Source organism: Aliinostoc maniaoense (genome assembly GCF_058172895.1).
In genome coordinates this window covers 2,985,706-3,002,990 of sequence record NZ_CP187952.1, presented here as the reverse complement: position 1 = coordinate 3,002,990, position 17,285 = coordinate 2,985,706, and the positions used below count along the sequence as shown (strand labels likewise).

Below are 17,285 nucleotides of genomic sequence, written 5' to 3'. Positions count from 1 at the left end.
AGCTGAAGCACTGAATAGCTCAAATGACAACTGAACTTCTGCAACAAGTAAGGGTAATTGACCCGGTTTCTCAAACTGACCAAGTATCTGATGTTTTAATTGCCGACGATGAAATCCAAGCAGTAGCACCAGAGATGACTGATATCAGTCCTGATACTCAAATTAGAGATTGTCGGGGGTTAATTTTGGGGACGGGGTTAGTCGATTTATACAGTCACTCCGGCGAACCAGGGTTTGAGGAACGAGAAACGCTGTTGTCGTTTTTACAGGCGGCGGCGGCTGGTGGTTTTACGAGAGTCAGCGTTTTACCGGATACATCACCAGTTATTGATCATCCGGCCTTGGTGGCGCAGTTGCAGAAGGAGATGGGGGGACAAGGGAGACAAGGGGGACAAGGGGGACAGGGAGGACAAGGGGGACAAGGGAGACAAGGGGGAGTTGCTTCTGGGTCTTCTTTTTGTTTCCCTCATCTGAATATTTGGGGTGCGATTACCTTAGATGTGGCAGGGAAGCAAATCACGGAACTGGCAGATTTAGCGACGGCTGGGGTTGTAGGGTTTAGTGATGGTTTGCCTTTAGATAATTTAGGATTATTACGGCGACTTTTGGAGTATGTGCAGCCTTTGGGTAAACCTGTAGCATTTTGGCCAAGCGATCGCCAACTCGCATCCAATGGTGTAATGAGAGAAGGTGTAGATGCGTTGCGCTTTGGTTTACCGCCTGTACCTGTGAGTGCAGAAACAACTGCGATCGCTGCTTTAATTGAATTGGTGGCGAGTATCGGTACACCCATACATATTATGCGTGTTTCTACTGCTCGCAGTGTAGAATTAATTGCCAATGCTAAATCCCAAGGTTTACCCATCACCGCCAGCACTACTTGGATGCACCTGTTGTTAGACACTAAAGCGGTGAAAAGCTATCACACCAGTCTACATTTAGATCCGCCCTTGGGTAATCCTAGTGATATGCAAGCATTACGGGATGGTGTGCGTCAGGGTGTGATAGATGCGATCGCTATTGATCATACACCCTACACCTACGAAGAAAAAGTCCAAGCCTTCGCCGAAGCACCACCAGGGGCAATTGGTTTAGAATTAGCTTTACCTTTGCTATGGCAACACCTAGTTGAGACTGGAGAATTAACAGCATTAGAATTATGGCAAGCTTTGAGTAGTCGTCCAGCAGAATGTTTACAACAACAAATTCATAGAATTGCTCCCCATTCTCCCCCGGAACTAACTTTATTTGACCCCCAAACCACCTGGAAGGTAGAAAGAAAAAATCTCCACAGCCTTTCTAGTAATACTCCCTGGCTAGGACAACAATTGCAAGGTCGAGTTATACAAACTTGGTGTTAAAGAATTGTGTGTAATGCGATCGCAATATTTGCAACACTTATATACAGATTAAATTTGAAACTTAGGGTACTATAGTTTCCTATTGCCTCAGTGCAAGTTATCGTAAATTCAAGAATTTAAGACCACTACGTCTACACGTAGTATCAGTTGAGTTGGGGTTTAAATACCCGACTCCAACCGTCTTTAATTTTGAATTTTGAATTTTGAATTTTGAATTGTTAAACGTGGGGAGTGGAGAAAAAAGAATATGACAACAGTTATCAGGACGCATGGTGTCGAAAGTCTGGTGGCGATCGCTCAACAATTCACCCTTTGGGGTACACTCACAGATGTGCAACCCTTTGGCAGTGGTAATATTAATGATACTTTCTTAGTCACTCTTGATACTCCTGGGGAAAAGCATTTTATCCTGCAACGCATCAATACACAGGTATTTCGCCAACCCCAATTGATTATGCAGAATATGCGTATCTTTACTGATCATGTGCGTCAACGACTACAACACACACCTTTAGATCGTCGTTGGGAAGTGCCGCGTGTGCTATCAACTCCAGAGGGTCAAGACTATTATATTGATGAAGTTGGGAATTTTTGGCGAGGAATTAGCTTTATTACTGGAGCGCAATCTTTTGATACTATGCAAAATCTCCAACAGGCGCAAGAGATTGGCTATGCTTTAGGAATGTTTCACAACTTAATGAGTGACTTACCACCAGAAAAATTAGCTGATACCCTCCCAGGTTTTCATATTACCCCGCTTTACTTGCGCCAGTATCAAGAAGTTCTAGAGAACACTACACCGCAACCATCACCAGAAGTTAATTATTGCTGCCAATTTGTTAGCGATCGCACTAATTTTGCATATAGTTTAGAAAATGCTCAAGCTGAGGGTAAGTTACCTCTGCGGTTAATGCACGGCGACCCTAAAATTAACAATGTCATGTTTGATACTGCTACTCACAAAGCAGTAAGTGTCATTGACCTTGATACTGTTAAGCCCGGATTAGTACATTACGATATTGGCGACTGTTTACGCTCTGGTTGCAATCCCGTTGGTGAAGAAACAACGGATTGGGATAGCGTTTATTTTGATACTGATTTGTGTCAGGGAATATTACGAGGTTATCTCTCAGTTGCTCAAGCATTTTTGACTGAGAACGATTACGCTTATATCTATGACGCTATCCGTCTCATCGCCTTTGAGTTGGGACTAAGATTTTTTACCGACTATTTAGCCGGGAATGTTTACTTTAAAGTCAAGCACCCAGAGCATAACTTAGCAAGAGCGATCGTCCAATTTAAACTAACTGAAAGTATAGAATCTCAAGCAACTCAGATTCGCCAAATCATTCAAGATTTGAAATGAAGCAACAAACCTTTTCTCTCCAACCATTCCCAACTCAGGAAGATTTACCAGATATAAATATTACAGGTAATATCAGCCGTGATAGCCATCAACTGACAATTAACTATCAACTAACAGGTAACTTAAAACAAATTCTGATTCCTTCAGCAGTAGAGACACCAACCCGCCAACATGAACTATGGCGAAATACCTGCTTTGAGTTTTTTCTGAGTATCAAGAACTCTCAAAGTTATTGGGAATTTAATCTTTCTCCGGCTGGAAATTGGAATATTTATCACTTTGATGGTTATCGTCAAGGAATGGTAGAGGAAACCGCTTTTAGCCAACTTCCTTTTAATCTGCACCATCAATCAGATAGTTTAATGCTGTCCTTAGAGTTAGATTTAGCTAAAATCATCCCAGAAAACCTAGCCCTTGATATAGCAATTACTACTGTCATTAAACAACAAAATCATCATCTAACTTACTGGGCATTAACTCATCAAGGAGTAGAGGCTGACTTTCATTTACGGGAAAGTTTTATTCTTGAGTTGTGAAATATTTAATCATCAATGATTGCACCAAAAGAACCCCCAAGAGTTCAAATCATTTTAGATTTGTCGCCAGAACTCTATGAAACAATCAAAAACTTGGAAACACAAATGAATGAAGATACTACTGAAGTATTACTCAAAGCAATTGCACTCCTAGAAATAGCTGTAGAAGCCAAAACAGCAGGTAAACATCTTTGGATTACAGACGAAAAACAAAACCTTGAAACCCAAATCATTGGCATCTAATACTATGACAGATATCAAAGATTTATCTCAAGTAATTTCCAAAAAAGGTGAAAATCCAATTATTATTTTCAGAGTAAATCACGATTTAGCAGCCGATGCCAAACTTGAGCGCGAATTGCGAGAACTGAAGTTTAAACAAGAATTGAGAAAAAATTGGATTTTATTTATAGTCAGAGATGTAGTGATATTTTCGACAATCATATTTTTTATTTTAGCTGCTAGCGGTTATTCCTTATTTATGCACATTTACCGATAAGATATAGCATTGATAGTAGGGTGTGTTAGGCGTAAGCCGTAACGCACCTCCCCACACCCCACACAGAGTAAAATTCGCAATGGGAAAAGTCATTTTTCGCGTTCTTCAAGTGACAAGTAATAAGTAATGGGTCTTTACTCATTACTCATTACTCATTACTCATTACTCATTACTCATTTAATTTGGTGATGTTGAAACCAAAACTCTATGAATAAAAATGGGTATCAACACCCCACACCCTTGTAACAACTATTTCTGCAAGTTACCAGCGTGCAAACCGCACTCCTTAGCAGTAGACTCTTCCCACCACCAGCGGCCTTCCCGTTCATGCTGGTTGGGTAACACTGCTCTAGTGCAGGGTTCGCAACCAATACTCACAAAACCCCGTTGGTGTAATTGATTGTAAGGTACATCTAAAGCGCGGATATATTCCCAAACTTGAGCAGAAGACCAATTTGCTAAGGGGTTAAACTTAATCAATTGATGATCTTCAGTTGAAAAAGCACTGTCAACTTCAATTACAGGGATATGGTTGCGAGTACTGGGACTTTGGTCTTTGCGCTGTCCTGTCACCCAAGCATCTAAAGTATTGAGTTTACGGCGCAGAGGTCTAACTTTGCGGACTCCACAGCATTCTTTATGACCATCTTGATAAAAACTAAACAGTCCCTTCTCTTCTACCAAGGCTTGAACTTCTGCCGCATCAGGAAACATTACTTCTAATTTGATGCCATAATGTTCCCTGACTTTATCTAAGAATTGATATGTTTCCGGGTGCAAGCGTCCAGTATCGAGGGTGAAAACGCGGAAGTTGTTGGTAATTTTGGCAGCAATATCAATGAGAACAACATCTTCCGCACCACTGAAAGAAATTGCTAGGTTGTTATAGGTTTCCAAGGCAAATTTGAGAATTTCCCTCGGTGATTTTTGACTATATTCTGCTTCTAAAGCAGCAATATTTAAATCTGTACGGGTAGCTACCATGTGTGAATGTTCTCCTCTCTCTCACCCTGGATTTTACCAAGTTTAAGATACTGTATTGACAATTCTGTCTGGAAAATAGGGACTAGTTTCAATTCTGTCAACTATCAACACCTGTATACTGAATCCGATAGATACGATTATTGGCTTCTTCTGTGACTAATAAACTACCATCAGGTAAAACTAATAATCCCACAGGTCGTCCCCAAGTGCTGGGAACAGAAGGGTTAAGCAAAAACCCAGTCAAAAATTCTTCATAGTAGCCTTCCGGTCTACCTTGGGCATTAAAAGGCACAAATACAATTTTATAACCAGTACCGCGATCGCGGTTCCAAGAGCCACGAAAAGCGACAAAAGCCCCATTACGATACCTAGCAGGAAAAGTTTTCCCATCATAAAACTGCAAACCCAAAGCGGCGGAATGGGCTTGAAATAAGACATCAGGGTTACGGGTACGGGCTGCTAACTCTGGACGTTTACTTTTACCATTGACTGTTTGACGAGGATCCAGTTTGCCAGGCTGAAAGTAAGTATAAGGCCAGCCGTAAAACTCCCCTTGTCGAATACGTGTCAAGTAGTCGGGAACTAAATCATCTCCCAGCCCATCCCGTTCATTTACCGTGGTATAAAGTTCTTGAGTAACTGGGTGAAAATCTAAACCAACGGGGTTACGTAACCCAAAAGCAAACGTCTTCTGCTGAGAACCATCTAAGTTCATCACCTGTACCGAAGCCCGTGGTAATTCTTCTTCATCTACATTAGAACGCGAACCCACGGAAACATATAGTTTGTTACCATCTGGTGAAACTACTACATTCCTTGTCCAATGCTGATTATAGCCGCCACCAGGCAGATCAGCGATTTTTTCACCATTACCAGTTAGTTGCTGTTGTCCTTGACGATAAGGAAACCTTAAAACCGCATCTGTATTACCCAAAAAGAAGGAATCACCACTAAAAGCCATCCCAAAGGGAATATTCAGCCCATTGGAGGCACTAGCAAAATTTTGACGCACATCAGCCACCCCATCCCCGTCAGTATCTCGCAACAAACGAATGCGGTTTTGTCTAGTTTCTGTCACCAATACATCGCCACTAGGGGTTAATGCTAACCAACGTGGTGCATTTAAACCATCAGCAAAAACATTGACTGTAAAACCTGATGGTACTTTCAAGACTGGGTTTTCAGGAATTGCCACAACTTGAGGCGGTTTAGATGCACTGTCTGTAGCAAAAGGTGCTGGTAAATTCTGTAAGCTAATGCGGATGGGTTGGGGTGAAAGTGTTTCTGTAGGAATTACATTTTTTACCTGTGTAGAACTCTGTGCTAATTCCACCTCAGAACTAGATGTTTCCGGTATGGAATTATCTAAAACACTGGGACTTTGGTTACAGGCTGCTAGGATGAATAACCCCAGCGACAGGAATAAGTGGCTAGAGAATTTCATGAAATTAAAAATATATAGGCAATTTTTTCAATTTAGAATTAAAATTGAAGGCTTGTCACCTCTCACAAGTTCTATTTATCATGATTTCCAAGACCTCAATTTAGTAATTATAGGTTTCTCTGGTCTGGATAAATTGAGTCGATATTGGGTTGTTGGTACATCCGAACCATTACCATAACGCACAACTACAAAAAAGGCTGTTTGATTGCGTGGATCTTTGCTAATTTTATCGATGTAACCCGATTGGATTTGTGAAATATTTAAGGGTTTTGCTTGCCTAAATCCTGGACGAGAAATACAAATAATTGTAGAACCATCTATATATTGACCTGAATAAAACCAATAAGTTCGTCCTTTAGTTGTAAATGCGTATTTGTAAACAACTGTAAATCTATCGAATTGGTCTAATTGCTGATTTTGTTTACAAGTACTATCAATATATATTTCTTGAGCAATGGCTGGATTAGTAGCAAAGAAAGCCACTATTAAACTAATAGCTAATTGAAATTTAAATTTGGGTTGCCACATCATGTTCAATTTAATTATTGGGAAATACATTATCTTTAAAAATGCCTATTCTGGTGGTAAGAATAAATTGTTTTCTATAAGATATTTTACATCATGACTAACATTAGTAGCAGTGTTGAGACATTCCAATATTAATTTATTTGCGTCCCAATACTGTTGTAGACAATGCCAATCCTGCTCAGTGAACTGCCAGTTATAACCGATTTGGCGAGTTTGAATGATTAGCGATCGCAATTTATCACTCCAAGTTTTACCATAAGTTTGCCACCATATTTTTAGTGTATCTCTATCTTGACTTGCATCAGGTAGTTGATTAGCCAAATCTTGTAGATGTAGTTGCCAAGATGGTTGATGAGTCAGTAAATATTTTAAATCCAGGGACAACTTTAAAACCATCATTCTTTGAAAGAAAATATCAGCCGTCATAGTGAGACTGACAGCCAGTGCATGAGTTAAAGCTAAATCTATAGCTAAATCTTCATCTAAACTACCAGTCAGTTGACGCTCTAAGGATATCGCCAAATCTTGATTACAGGCCAGAGGATGTTCTGGAGGTAGAGAAATTGTCAAGTAAAAAGCACGCACACTAGCACAGTGATAAGCAGTATTGACTTGAGAAGATTTTTGTTGTAACCATTTTAAAAATTTATATAATTGCTGACTATTTCTGGCCAATTCATTAATTTTTGACTGCATTAATTGTAGTAAATTATCCGCAGAATTTAACATTCTGACACTCAGTAAAAAAACTTCCCGCCAACGCTGCTCATGCAAGTGGTTGACAAATTCTTGTAGTGTTTCTTGATTAGCATTAGCAACAATTGCTCTAGCTGTAAAATACTCTTGAAAGCTTAAATGGGAAAAAGAATAAATTCCTCTGGCTCTTTCAATGAGTAAACCATGTTGAATTTCTATAGCTCTTAAAACAGCATTACTAGCTATTTCTAAAGCATCAGTGTCAGTGATTGCATTAGGTAAACTAGATAAATAGTTAGCAATAATTTGCTGAATTTGATGTGCAGAGATAAAGTAATTTCCTTGCTTAAAACTGATAGCGGCAATTTGACTCAGCAACTTAATTTTATCTAGCAGCGATAAGTCACGATAAATTTGATCTCGTTTGATACCTCTGGCTTCATCCCAGCTTACTAATAACAAATCTAAGGCTTGTTTATAAAGCTCTGAGGGATTAGTTGGAAAATCCTCTATAGATTTAAATACTAAACACGTCAGATTCAATAAAATTGGTGTATTAGCTAGTTCTAAAAGGTGGGCATTTTGGGATAATTCTAGTTTTTGTATAAACCTTCGTGCTAATATATGTGCCTGCACTGGCGAATTTTTCGTAAATGCTAAAAACCATCGATGAGCAAAAGCAGCAATTTGGGTTTTATTAAAATCAGCAATTTCTACTTCTGTGAATCCATATAAATTATGATAATAGGAAGTTAGACGACAAGTAATAATGATCTGATTTTTATAAAATTTGTTAATAAAATGACGAATTTTATTAGTTAAATTTTCTAAATCTTCTGCAAGAACTTCATCTAAACCATCCAATAACAGTAGAACTCTGCCATGATATAAGACTGTAGTTAAGTCTGTTTCCGAAATCCCCAAATGAATAAAATATTGATGTATATAAGTTAATAAGCTGTTTTGGTTACACTCTCTAATTTCTTCAACAAAATTTTTTAAATTAATAAAAACTGGTACACAATTAGGTTGAAATAATCCGCGATCGCAACTGATAGCTATTGATTGTAAAAATGTAGTCTTCCCAGAGCCTGGCTTACCTAATAACAGCATTTTAGAGTGTTTTTTGACAGCCTCTAAGCCAGAAATTCTGTCTTGGCAAACTCTACTTAAACTAGTACAATTAACTTCAGAACAATCTAAATTTTGTAAATCGCTAATTTGCAACCATCTTTTGCTACTAATTTCCTCGTAAATATTAACATCAATATAGAGATCATTGAGGTTGATGGGCTTGGCAATATCTAACAGGTATAAAGTGCCACATTGAGCTTGTATTCTCTCATGATGAAGAGAACGCAACTTTTCTACTAAAATATCAATCTCTAAAATATCTGGGGTGCTATTGGGGGTATCTAAATCTGTAAAGTCATCAACAGCAGGATTTTGGGCAATTTCCGAGGTGTCAAGATCCAAGACGCAGCAGATATCATGGAACACATGGCGATCAACAGGTTTACCAGTAAAAAACTTCCAAATTGGTTGGCGTGTCTCTAAACCTACCTCAGCAGCTAAGTATTCTTGTGTCCAGCCTTTGCGCTTGAAGGCACGTTTAGCCTTTTTAATGCCTTCGTCCGATGCTTGGAGCGATCGCTTTGCCATTACCCTGCCACCAAACTACAATATCTAATTCCCGGTTAAAATACAAATCATACAATTTATACACTAAGTTCTACAAAAACAGAACGCGATCGCAAACATCCATTCGACATAATAGTATTTGAGTCAGCCAAATCTACATACCCAACTAGCTTCAGGCATTGCCTAAACGAGTTATCGCATATTGAGCAATGCCAAAGCTTTTATTTAACTGGCTTGGGTTATAAGTATTACATCAGAAATTGTATAACACTGAAGCAAGGTAATCATACCAAATTGGGATAGGTAGTATTCTTTCAAGATTCTGGAATAGGCTAAGAATCTAGGCTTTTAAGTAGAACGGTGTAAATAATTAAAGGCTTGTAGTAAGGACTTTAGTCCTGATTCTCTAAGGACTAAAGTCCTTACTACGAACTAAATGCAATTTTTTTACATTACTTTACATAGCTGTGCTTTTTTCAAGTCGTTCTACTTAATCCAAAATCCAAAATTGGTATCAGGTTCACAACCAAGTGCAATTCTCGGCGAGAGTTTCCATTGCCTCCCGCCTTCCCTGCTTCTCCATTAGAAGTTACCTAATTGACTTGCGCCTGATCAAGCATTAGTGATTTTTGATGGTAGATGTTTTCCTCACTACAGGGCAATTTTACTTGCACTAGAGTTTTGTGCTGTGGTTGACTCTCGATTTTCAATTTACCACCGTGTAGTTCTACCAAACGTTTGACAATGGTTAATCCTAATCCTGAGCCTTGCTGTTCATAAAGTTTGCGTTCAAATTGTCGGTAAGCTCCTAGTTCCGCAATTTGAGCAGGAGTCATTCCCCGCCCTTGATCTGTAAAAGATAAAACTAATACATTATTGATCACTTTACTGTTAATTTCAATTAAAGTTCCTGGGGGAGAAAATTTCAAGGCGTTATCAATCAATTCTTCAACTATTTTGGCAATTCTATCGGCAGAAATTTTCACCTCACAAGGATAAAAATTGATTTTTAAATCAGCTTTTCTTCCTAATCTCTTAGCCTTGTCAGTAATAATATCAATCAACTCTAAGGTAGGAAATTTTGTGGTTTTACTTTGCAGAACTTTTAATTGGTGTGGATTTGTCGCAATAATTTCTAATTCTGCATACATTAAAAAGTTCTGAATTAATCTCAATAAACGTTCACCAGAATAATAAATAGATTCTGCCATTTCTTGAATAGAATGTGAGTCTAGATACTCACTTTCTTCCATGAGAATTTGAGAAAAACCTAATATCCCATTCAGGGGGGTTCGCATTTCATGAGGTAGGGATAGGGCAATACTATTACGCAAATCATCTAGTTTTTTCTGAGTCGCTTGGTGAATAGTAGTTTGCTTGGCTAATCTACACGCGATCGCGGCTAATAATTCCGCCCTGGTAAAAGGTTTGATAATATAATCATCTGCGCCCATTTCCATCCCTTGGCGAAAGTCAGTTTTGTCAGATTTAGCCGTGAGAAATATTAAAGGAATCATCACTGTTGTCGGGTTTTGTCGCAATGCCTTTAACACTCCATAACCATCCAATTCTGGCATCATGACATCACAAAGAATTAAATCAGGCATTTGCGCTTGGGCTAATTCCACACCAATCTGCCCGTTTTCTGCTTCCAGTAAGTTAAACCCTTCATTATCCAGCAGTTCTAAAATGTTTTCGCGGACATTGATATCATCTTCAATAACTAAAACTTTACTCATATTATTTTAATTTTCTTACTAAAAATGTTTTTATTTAAATTTTCTATACTATCCAAACTTGAGTAATTGGTAATTGCATCTAGTTAAGTTAATTGTCATGATTACCAATTACTAAAATCAAATAACACTAGGTTTCATCTAACTGATACCGTTTTAGTTTAATGTTGATACATTGAAGCAAGCAGAGGAAGTCAACTGTATCAGACTTTTCTTAAAATGGTATGACACTGAGCAAATGTATTGTTATACAGACAATTGTTTTTTACTCCCTAAAAAATTTTCAAATTCTACAGATGGCAATCCTCGACTAAATAAGAATCCTTGCATAGCATCACAACCATTTTGTCGTAAAAAAGATAATTCTGCTTCTGTTTCAACACCTTCAGCTATGACTCGCATATTCATATTATGTGCCATTTCGATTAAAGCTTTTGTAATTGCCGACTTCTGAGGATCTTGAGCTACATTATGGATAAAATAACGGTCAATTTTGAGGGTATTAACCGGCAAGTTCTTCAAATAAACTAAAGAAGAGTAGCCTGTCCCAAAATCATCAATAGCAATCTTCACTCCTAGAGATTGCAATTCATGAATAGTAAAAACTGCACTATTCAAATCTTGCATAATCATACTTTCAGTTAGTTCTAGTTCCAAATATTTTGGTTCTAAATTGTTGTTTTTTAAAGCATGATTTATTTTTTTGAGTAAATCGGTTCTATTAAATTCTATTGCTGATAGATTGACACTAATAGTTAGGTGATCTATACCTTTATTCTGCCAAGTTCTAATTTGCTGGCAAACATTTTCTACTACCCATTCTCCAATTGTAATAATTAACCCTGTAGATTCGGCTAAGGGAATAAATTCTCCCGGCGGTACAAAACCCAATTCAGGACTTTGCCAACGTAATAAACTTTCGGCTGCAACTATTTTCCCGGAACTAATATCAACTATTGGTTGATAATGTATATCAAATTCTTCAAACTTTTGTTTGGTAATGACTTGATTAAGACTCATCGCCACTAACTGGGTTTTAGGCGATGTACTTTTAATTGTGTTTTGATTAACAAAGTACTTTTTCAAAGTAGCTTGTCTTTCTAAACGGTTCATCACCGCACTTAATAATTCTGCTCTGGTAAACGGCTTAGTCAGATAATCATCTGCACCCATATCCATGCCTTGACGAAAATCTGCTTTCGCAGATTTTGCTGTCAAAAAAATAAAGGGAATCGCCGCAGTTGATGGTTCTTGACGTAATGCTGTCAGTACCCCATATCCATCAACTTCTGGCATCATCATGTCACACAAAATTAAATCAGGAAATTCTGCTAGAGCTAAATTTATGCCGATTCTGCCATTAGGGGCTGCGACAGTTTGAAATTCCTCTGCTTCTAGTAAGTCTAAAATATTTTCACGTACTAGCTCTTCATCTTCAATGACTAAAATCTTGATCATTATTACCTCAATTTATATTTTGATTATTTAAGGGCAGATTAACAGTAAATACTGTACCCACTCCTAGTATGCTTTTAACAGAAATTGCACCTTTATGAATATCTACACATTTTTTTACAATGGCTAATCCCAATCCGGTGCCTATAACATTACCTACATTACTAGCTCGATGAAAAGAGTCAAATAACAGGGGAATATCTTCTGGGGGAATGCCGATTCCCTCATCTTCAATTTCAAATATAGCTTGTCTATCTAAAGTTTTTAGGATGAATTTAACATTACTATTGGTAGGTGAATATTTGATGGCATTAGATAGTAAATTAGTGAGAATGTGTCCGAGTAATTTATCATCCATACAACATTCTATAGATTCTTCGTTACTGGTAAAGTTAATTTTGTAATCACTAAAGTGAACTTGAGTTCCTTCTACTAAATGACGACAGTAGGCCACTAAATCAAAGAGTTGGGGTACGAACTCTAGTTTTCCCGCTTCTGCCTTACCAATTATCAAAACATCATCTAACATTTCCGTCATGCGCTTAACAGCAGTTTGAATCCGGTTGAGATGTGTCAGTTGTTTTTCGGGTGTCAATTTTTGGTGGTAGTGTTGGAGTAACTCAGAGGAAGATAAAATTATACTCAAAGGGGTACGAAATTCATGGGAAGTCATAGAGACAAAGCGGGATTTGAGTTCGCTAAGTTCTTTTTCTTTCTCTAGGGCTATTTTTAATTCTTCTTCTAGTTGTTTACGATCTGTAATATCTGCTGTGTAGCCAACTAGTTCTACAGGGTTGCCAGTATCATCCTGCACTACCTTGCCTTGATCGTAAAGCCAACGGTAAGTTCCATCTTGGTGTAAAACACGGTATTCCAGTTTATAGTATCCTTGTGTTAAGACATTACCCAGATCAGCTAATACTTGTGGTAAGTCCTCTGGGTGGATATGACTGAGCCAAAAGGCAGAATCTTCGGTAATTTGCCTGGCTTCATAGCCGAGTAGGGTACTGACATTTTCACTAATGAATACAGCACCAAAATCGCCACTAGTTCGGCAGGCATAGATGACAGCTGGGCTAGATGTGAGTAAATATTGCAGTCGCTGTTGGCTAATTAGTAGTGCTGTTGCTGCTTGTTGACGTTCAGTGATATCTGTTTGAATACCAATGTAATGGGTGAGTTTATTTGTCTGATCGTAAACGGGGGAAATATTTAACTCACTCCAAAATAAAGTGCCATCTTTACGGTAGTTGCGGAGGATGACAGTAGCAGCCTTGCCTGCTTCCATTGCGGCATTGAGTTCTTCTAGCCCTGGTTGATTGATCTGTGCACTATGGAATAAGCGAAAATTCTGCCCAATTACTTCCTCTCCTAAGTAGCCGGTGATTCTTTCAAAGGCAGGGTTAACATAGATAATTGGCCCGTTGGGGATGCTGGCATCTGCAATGATGATGCCATTACTACTAGCGGCGATCGCCCGATCGCGCAGGCGTAATCCTTCCTCTATTTGCTGACGCTTGGTAACGTCGGTATGAATAGATACTGTGCCATAAATTTTACCTTTACCATCTTTAATCGCATCAATGCGGAGATCAACTTGTAAGATTTTCCCTATACGCGATCGCATCAACACTTCACCGCGCCAAGACTGTCCCCGATGGATAGCCGTTAATATTTGTTGAGTATGTTCAGGCTGTTGGCAAATCACCCAAGCCCCCCCAGCCGCTTCTAATTGCTCTAAATCATAACCGTATAAACTCACAAATGCTGGGTTAACATAAATACTTACACCCCTAACATCTGTGATTACAACAGCATCACTAGTACTTTCTATAGCTTTTTGAAAACGTAACAGAGATTCTTCTGCTAATTTGCGTTCTGTAATGTCACGGGTAACTTTAGCAAACCCCTGCAAATTGCCGCTTGCATCTCGTAACGCCGTTAAAATACAGTTTGCCCAAAAGTTTGAGCCATCCTTGCGAATAAAAACACTCTCGCATTCACACCTACCCTGGGCGGCTGCTATCTCTAATTGTTGCTGTGGTATAGCTTGAGCAATTTCTTCGGGAGGGAAAAAACAACAAAAATTCTGCCCAACAATTTCTCTAGTTTGATATCCTGTAATACATTCTGCCCCAGAGTTCCAACTCATGACTTGCCCTTGGGGGTCAAGCATATAAATTGCATAGTCTTGAATACTTTCTATTAACAGGCGTAAATATTCTTCCCGTTGGCGGATTTCTTCTTCAGCTTGTTTGCGATCTGTAATATCTGTAGATATGCCACACAAAGCGTAAGTCCTACCATTGCTATCTTTTAAGGGAAACTTGACAGAAATATAGGTGTGTAAACCATCGGCTTGCGGCACTACTTCTTCTACTTCAATTGCATTACCTCCTATCAGTATTAAGTGGTTATTCACTGCAAAAGCATCAGCAATATCATTAGGCCAAACATCATAGATGCTTTTACCTGCAATTTCCTCTTGAGTAGTATCAAATAGTTTTTCGTATTGGTGGTTAATCAGTAAATATTTATTTTCAGTATCTATTAAGTAAATAACCGCCGGAGAATTATCTAAAATTGCCTGGAGTTGTGCTTGTGTTTCCCCTAATTTAGACTCAGCGTGTTTACGAGCAGTAATATCTCGATCTATGCCTCGGTAGCCACAAAATTTTCCCTCGGCATTAAATATTGGGACACCACTGGTTTCTAGAATTACTAAATGGCCATCTTTATGCAGATTGATGTTTTCTAGACATTTAAACGGCTCTTGGGCAGATGCAATAGGTTTAAAAATACTCAATACACGCTCTACTTCTGCCGATGGTAGAAGTTCTAAGGGACTTTTACCTAATAATTCCTCTGGTTCGTAACCTAAAATATCTCTGACTTTCGGACTGACATAGGTATAGATAATGTTTTCATCAACTTCCCACACCCAATCAGTGCTAGCTTCCACCAAATTACGAAATCGTTCTTCACTTTGTTGTAGGGCTACTTCAGCTTGTTTGCGTTTGATGCCAATGGCTATTTCATGGGCAGCAATCCCCAAGGCAACTAAGGTAGATGCACTAAGTGTTTGGCGAGAAAACATGGCAATTACTCCCAAGGTTTCCCCTTCTATTACTAAGGGATACCCGGCAAAGGCAATCATGCCCTCTTGTTTAGCCCACTCTTGATTAATGATTTGCGGATCTGTTTGTATAGAATTGGTAATGTGGGGTTTACCTGTTTGGGCAATTAAACCAATTTTGGCTGTACCTACAGGGATATATCTATGCTCCCCATCAATGTGGGTATAAATTCCCGAACTAACTTGTAATTCCAGGATGTTATCTGGTTTGTTGAGTATCCAAATTCGAGCCAAAGCGGCATCTAGATGTTTTACTATGGTGTGAGTGCAGCCGCCCATAATCTCTTGTAAAGTCGAACTTTGAGAGAGAACAAGATCAATTTCATCCCGAAAATCTGCTAGTCGCACTCTTTCGGCTAGACTTTCTTCTATGCGTTTTTGATCATCTATATCGGTATTAGTACCAAACCAGTTGATTATGTTACCTTGCTGATCTCGTAAAGGTAAAGCGCGTCCTAAGTGCCAACGATAGGTAATAGCATCTGCCGACAACAGCCGCAGTTCGATTTCATAATTAGCACCTGTAGCTAGGGAATGATTCCAAGCGGCTACATACCGCTCCCGATCATCGGGATGGACAAATTTTTCCCACTGCCAACCCAATATTTCCTCTAAAGTCGTGCCGAAAAAGTCCAGGGTACGCTGGTTGACGTATTCACAATAGCCGTCTGCGCTAGCAATCCATACTTGTTGGGGGATAGATTCTGCCAGAAACCGAAAACGCTCTTCGCTTTGAGCTAAGGCTGTTTGTTCTGCCAACAGTTGCTCATTTTTTTGTTGCAGTGCGATCGCCCTTTGTGCCAATTGCATTTCTAGCTCTTGGTTCGCCTGTTTTAAGCTGGTTTGTGTTTCTAGGTGATCGTCAATATTCATCGTCACTCCAATCATGCGAGTGGGTTTACCTGTGCTATCTGTTAGCACTATTCCCCTGGCTAAAACCCATTTATAGGCTAATGTTTGTAGGGATGTGATTAATCTATGCTCTATCTCAAATGAATCAAGATTAGCGATCGCTGATTCGTTAGCCTCCTCAACTATTCGCCGATCATCAGGATGCACCCAACTCACCACTTCACCCCAAGAAGCTGTTCGGATTCCTTGGAGTTGACTACCACCCACAACAGTATCTAGGAAATAAATTTGATTATTAGTAAGATTGCGTTCCCAATAAATTGTTTTATGTGTCTGTAATGCTAACTTTAATTTTTCTGTATTTTGATCATTGACATCAATGCTTTGCTGTTCATAACTTTCATTCTCGCTACTCGACTGTTGAATATTAAATACAGCTGACTCCCTTACCTCTAATTCTGCTGTTGGTGTGCTGCTCTCATCTGAGGTTTCCAACACATCTAAAATACTTTCAGGGCTAACTGTTCCTATCAGTTGCCCTGCTTCATCTACAACTAACAAGCAATTTGATTGATATTCATGTAACTGTGAAAGCACAGTAGCGATATTCAGGGTAGCTGAAGGTTTGATGGTGATGAGTGTCGGTTGCTGCATCACAACAGAAACTTTCGTTGTTGTGCAGTCAATACCCGATACTACTAGCTTCACCAAGTATGGCATTGATAACCAACCTACTACCTGTGCATCAGCAACTACAACGATACCATTGCTACCCTCTTCTAATTGGCAAATTGCCTCTGACACTAGTGTTTCTGGCTCAACCGTCAATGGTGAACAGTTAATAATTGACTCTAAACATCTTAGCCAGATAAACTCAGGTAATGGGGGCATGGATGGTAAATATAGCTAGTATCTAAAGATAGATTTCTAAAGTATATGCTTTAGGTATTGTATATATTTTGCTGCTAAATAAATAATAATATCTCTGGTATAAATACTATAAATTTAGTATGAAGAAATACAACAATCCACTCTAGCTAATTTCAGGCTG

General features: G+C 38.8%; 12 protein-coding genes. 5 read left to right on the top strand and 7 right to left on the bottom strand.

Annotation, left to right across the window (positions count from 1 at the left end; all coding sequences use genetic code 11):
• The first annotated feature begins 23 nt into the window (after positions 1–23).
• From ACPZ3T_RS13185 to ACPZ3T_RS13165, 5 genes are all read left to right on the top strand, one after another.
• Positions 24–1,361 carry a dihydroorotase gene (locus tag ACPZ3T_RS13185; RefSeq protein WP_490276812.1) on the top strand — a complete coding sequence of 446 codons (1,338 nt, stop codon included), beginning with the start codon at positions 24–26 and terminating at the stop codon, positions 1,359–1,361.
• A gap of 247 nt (positions 1,362–1,608) precedes the next feature.
• The gene (locus tag ACPZ3T_RS13180) at positions 1,609–2,727 is read left to right on the top strand and encodes a phosphotransferase enzyme family protein (RefSeq protein ID WP_490276811.1); all 1,119 of its coding nucleotides are present in this window, start codon (positions 1,609–1,611) and stop codon (positions 2,725–2,727) included.
• Positions 2,724–3,263, top strand: coding sequence for a DOMON-like domain-containing protein (locus ACPZ3T_RS13175; protein ID WP_490276810.1), 540 nt, complete (start codon positions 2,724–2,726; stop codon positions 3,261–3,263). Before ACPZ3T_RS13180 ends, ACPZ3T_RS13175 begins: the two co-directional genes overlap by 4 nt.
• 15 nt (positions 3,264–3,278) lie before the next feature.
• Complete coding sequence (locus ACPZ3T_RS13170; RefSeq protein WP_490276809.1) at positions 3,279–3,506, top strand: DNA-binding protein; 228 nt, start codon at positions 3,279–3,281, stop codon at positions 3,504–3,506.
• Positions 3,507–3,510: 4 nt separating this feature from the next.
• On the top strand, positions 3,511–3,762 hold the full coding sequence (locus ACPZ3T_RS13165; protein ID WP_490276808.1) for a hypothetical protein: 252 nt from the start codon (positions 3,511–3,513) through the stop codon (positions 3,760–3,762).
• Between the two features lie 249 nt (positions 3,763–4,011).
• Here ACPZ3T_RS13165 and ACPZ3T_RS13160 read toward each other — a convergent pair whose 3' ends face one another.
• The 7 genes from ACPZ3T_RS13160 to ACPZ3T_RS13130 form a co-directional block, all read right to left on the bottom strand.
• A complete protein-coding gene (locus tag ACPZ3T_RS13160) occupies positions 4,012–4,746 on the bottom strand; it encodes a phosphoadenylyl-sulfate reductase (RefSeq protein WP_490276807.1) in 735 nt (244 codons plus the stop codon).
• A 97-nt stretch (positions 4,747–4,843) separates the two neighbouring features.
• Positions 4,844–6,190: a PQQ-dependent sugar dehydrogenase gene (locus ACPZ3T_RS13155; protein WP_490276806.1), complete on the bottom strand. Its 1,347-nt coding sequence runs from the start codon at positions 6,188–6,190 to the stop codon at positions 4,844–4,846.
• Between the two features lie 78 nt (positions 6,191–6,268).
• On the bottom strand, positions 6,269–6,721 hold the full coding sequence (locus ACPZ3T_RS13150) for a hypothetical protein (RefSeq protein WP_490276805.1): 453 nt from the start codon (positions 6,719–6,721) through the stop codon (positions 6,269–6,271).
• 42 nt (positions 6,722–6,763) lie between these two features.
• Positions 6,764–9,076, bottom strand: a complete 2,313-nt coding sequence (locus tag ACPZ3T_RS13145; protein WP_490276804.1) for an NACHT domain-containing protein — start codon at positions 9,074–9,076, stop codon at positions 6,764–6,766.
• A 572-nt stretch (positions 9,077–9,648) separates the two neighbouring features.
• Positions 9,649–10,794, bottom strand: coding sequence for a hybrid sensor histidine kinase/response regulator (locus tag ACPZ3T_RS13140; protein ID WP_490276803.1), 1,146 nt, complete (start codon positions 10,792–10,794; stop codon positions 9,649–9,651).
• A gap of 243 nt (positions 10,795–11,037) precedes the next feature.
• The gene (locus tag ACPZ3T_RS13135) at positions 11,038–12,249 is read right to left on the bottom strand and encodes an EAL domain-containing response regulator (RefSeq protein ID WP_490276802.1); all 1,212 of its coding nucleotides are present in this window, start codon (positions 12,247–12,249) and stop codon (positions 11,038–11,040) included.
• A gap of 7 nt (positions 12,250–12,256) precedes the next feature.
• On the bottom strand, positions 12,257–17,125 hold the full coding sequence (locus ACPZ3T_RS13130) for a PAS domain S-box protein (protein ID WP_490276801.1): 4,869 nt from the start codon (positions 17,123–17,125) through the stop codon (positions 12,257–12,259).
• Positions 17,126–17,285 lie beyond the last annotated feature (160 nt).

Coding starts and splice junctions, on each gene's coding strand:
- ACPZ3T_RS13170 (WP_490276809.1), top strand. CDS start 3,279: ATGATTGCACCAAAAGAACCCCCAAGAGTTCAAATCATTTTAGATTTG.
- ACPZ3T_RS13180 (WP_490276811.1), top strand. CDS start 1,609: ATGACAACAGTTATCAGGACGCATGGTGTCGAAAGTCTGGTGGCGATC.
- ACPZ3T_RS13160 (WP_490276807.1), bottom strand. CDS start 4,746: ATGGTAGCTACCCGTACAGATTTAAATATTGCTGCTTTAGAAGCAGAA.
- ACPZ3T_RS13165 (WP_490276808.1), top strand. CDS start 3,511: ATGACAGATATCAAAGATTTATCTCAAGTAATTTCCAAAAAAGGTGAA.
- ACPZ3T_RS13140 (WP_490276803.1), bottom strand. CDS start 10,794: ATGAGTAAAGTTTTAGTTATTGAAGATGATATCAATGTCCGCGAAAAC.
- ACPZ3T_RS13175 (WP_490276810.1), top strand. CDS start 2,724: ATGAAGCAACAAACCTTTTCTCTCCAACCATTCCCAACTCAGGAAGAT.
- ACPZ3T_RS13185 (WP_490276812.1), top strand. CDS start 24: ATGACAACTGAACTTCTGCAACAAGTAAGGGTAATTGACCCGGTTTCT.
- ACPZ3T_RS13150 (WP_490276805.1), bottom strand. CDS start 6,721: ATGATGTGGCAACCCAAATTTAAATTTCAATTAGCTATTAGTTTAATA.
- ACPZ3T_RS13155 (WP_490276806.1), bottom strand. CDS start 6,190: ATGAAATTCTCTAGCCACTTATTCCTGTCGCTGGGGTTATTCATCCTA.
- ACPZ3T_RS13130 (WP_490276801.1), bottom strand. CDS start 17,125: ATGCCCCCATTACCTGAGTTTATCTGGCTAAGATGTTTAGAGTCAATT.
- ACPZ3T_RS13135 (WP_490276802.1), bottom strand. CDS start 12,249: ATGATCAAGATTTTAGTCATTGAAGATGAAGAGCTAGTACGTGAAAAT.
- ACPZ3T_RS13145 (WP_490276804.1), bottom strand. CDS start 9,076: ATGGCAAAGCGATCGCTCCAAGCATCGGACGAAGGCATTAAAAAGGCT.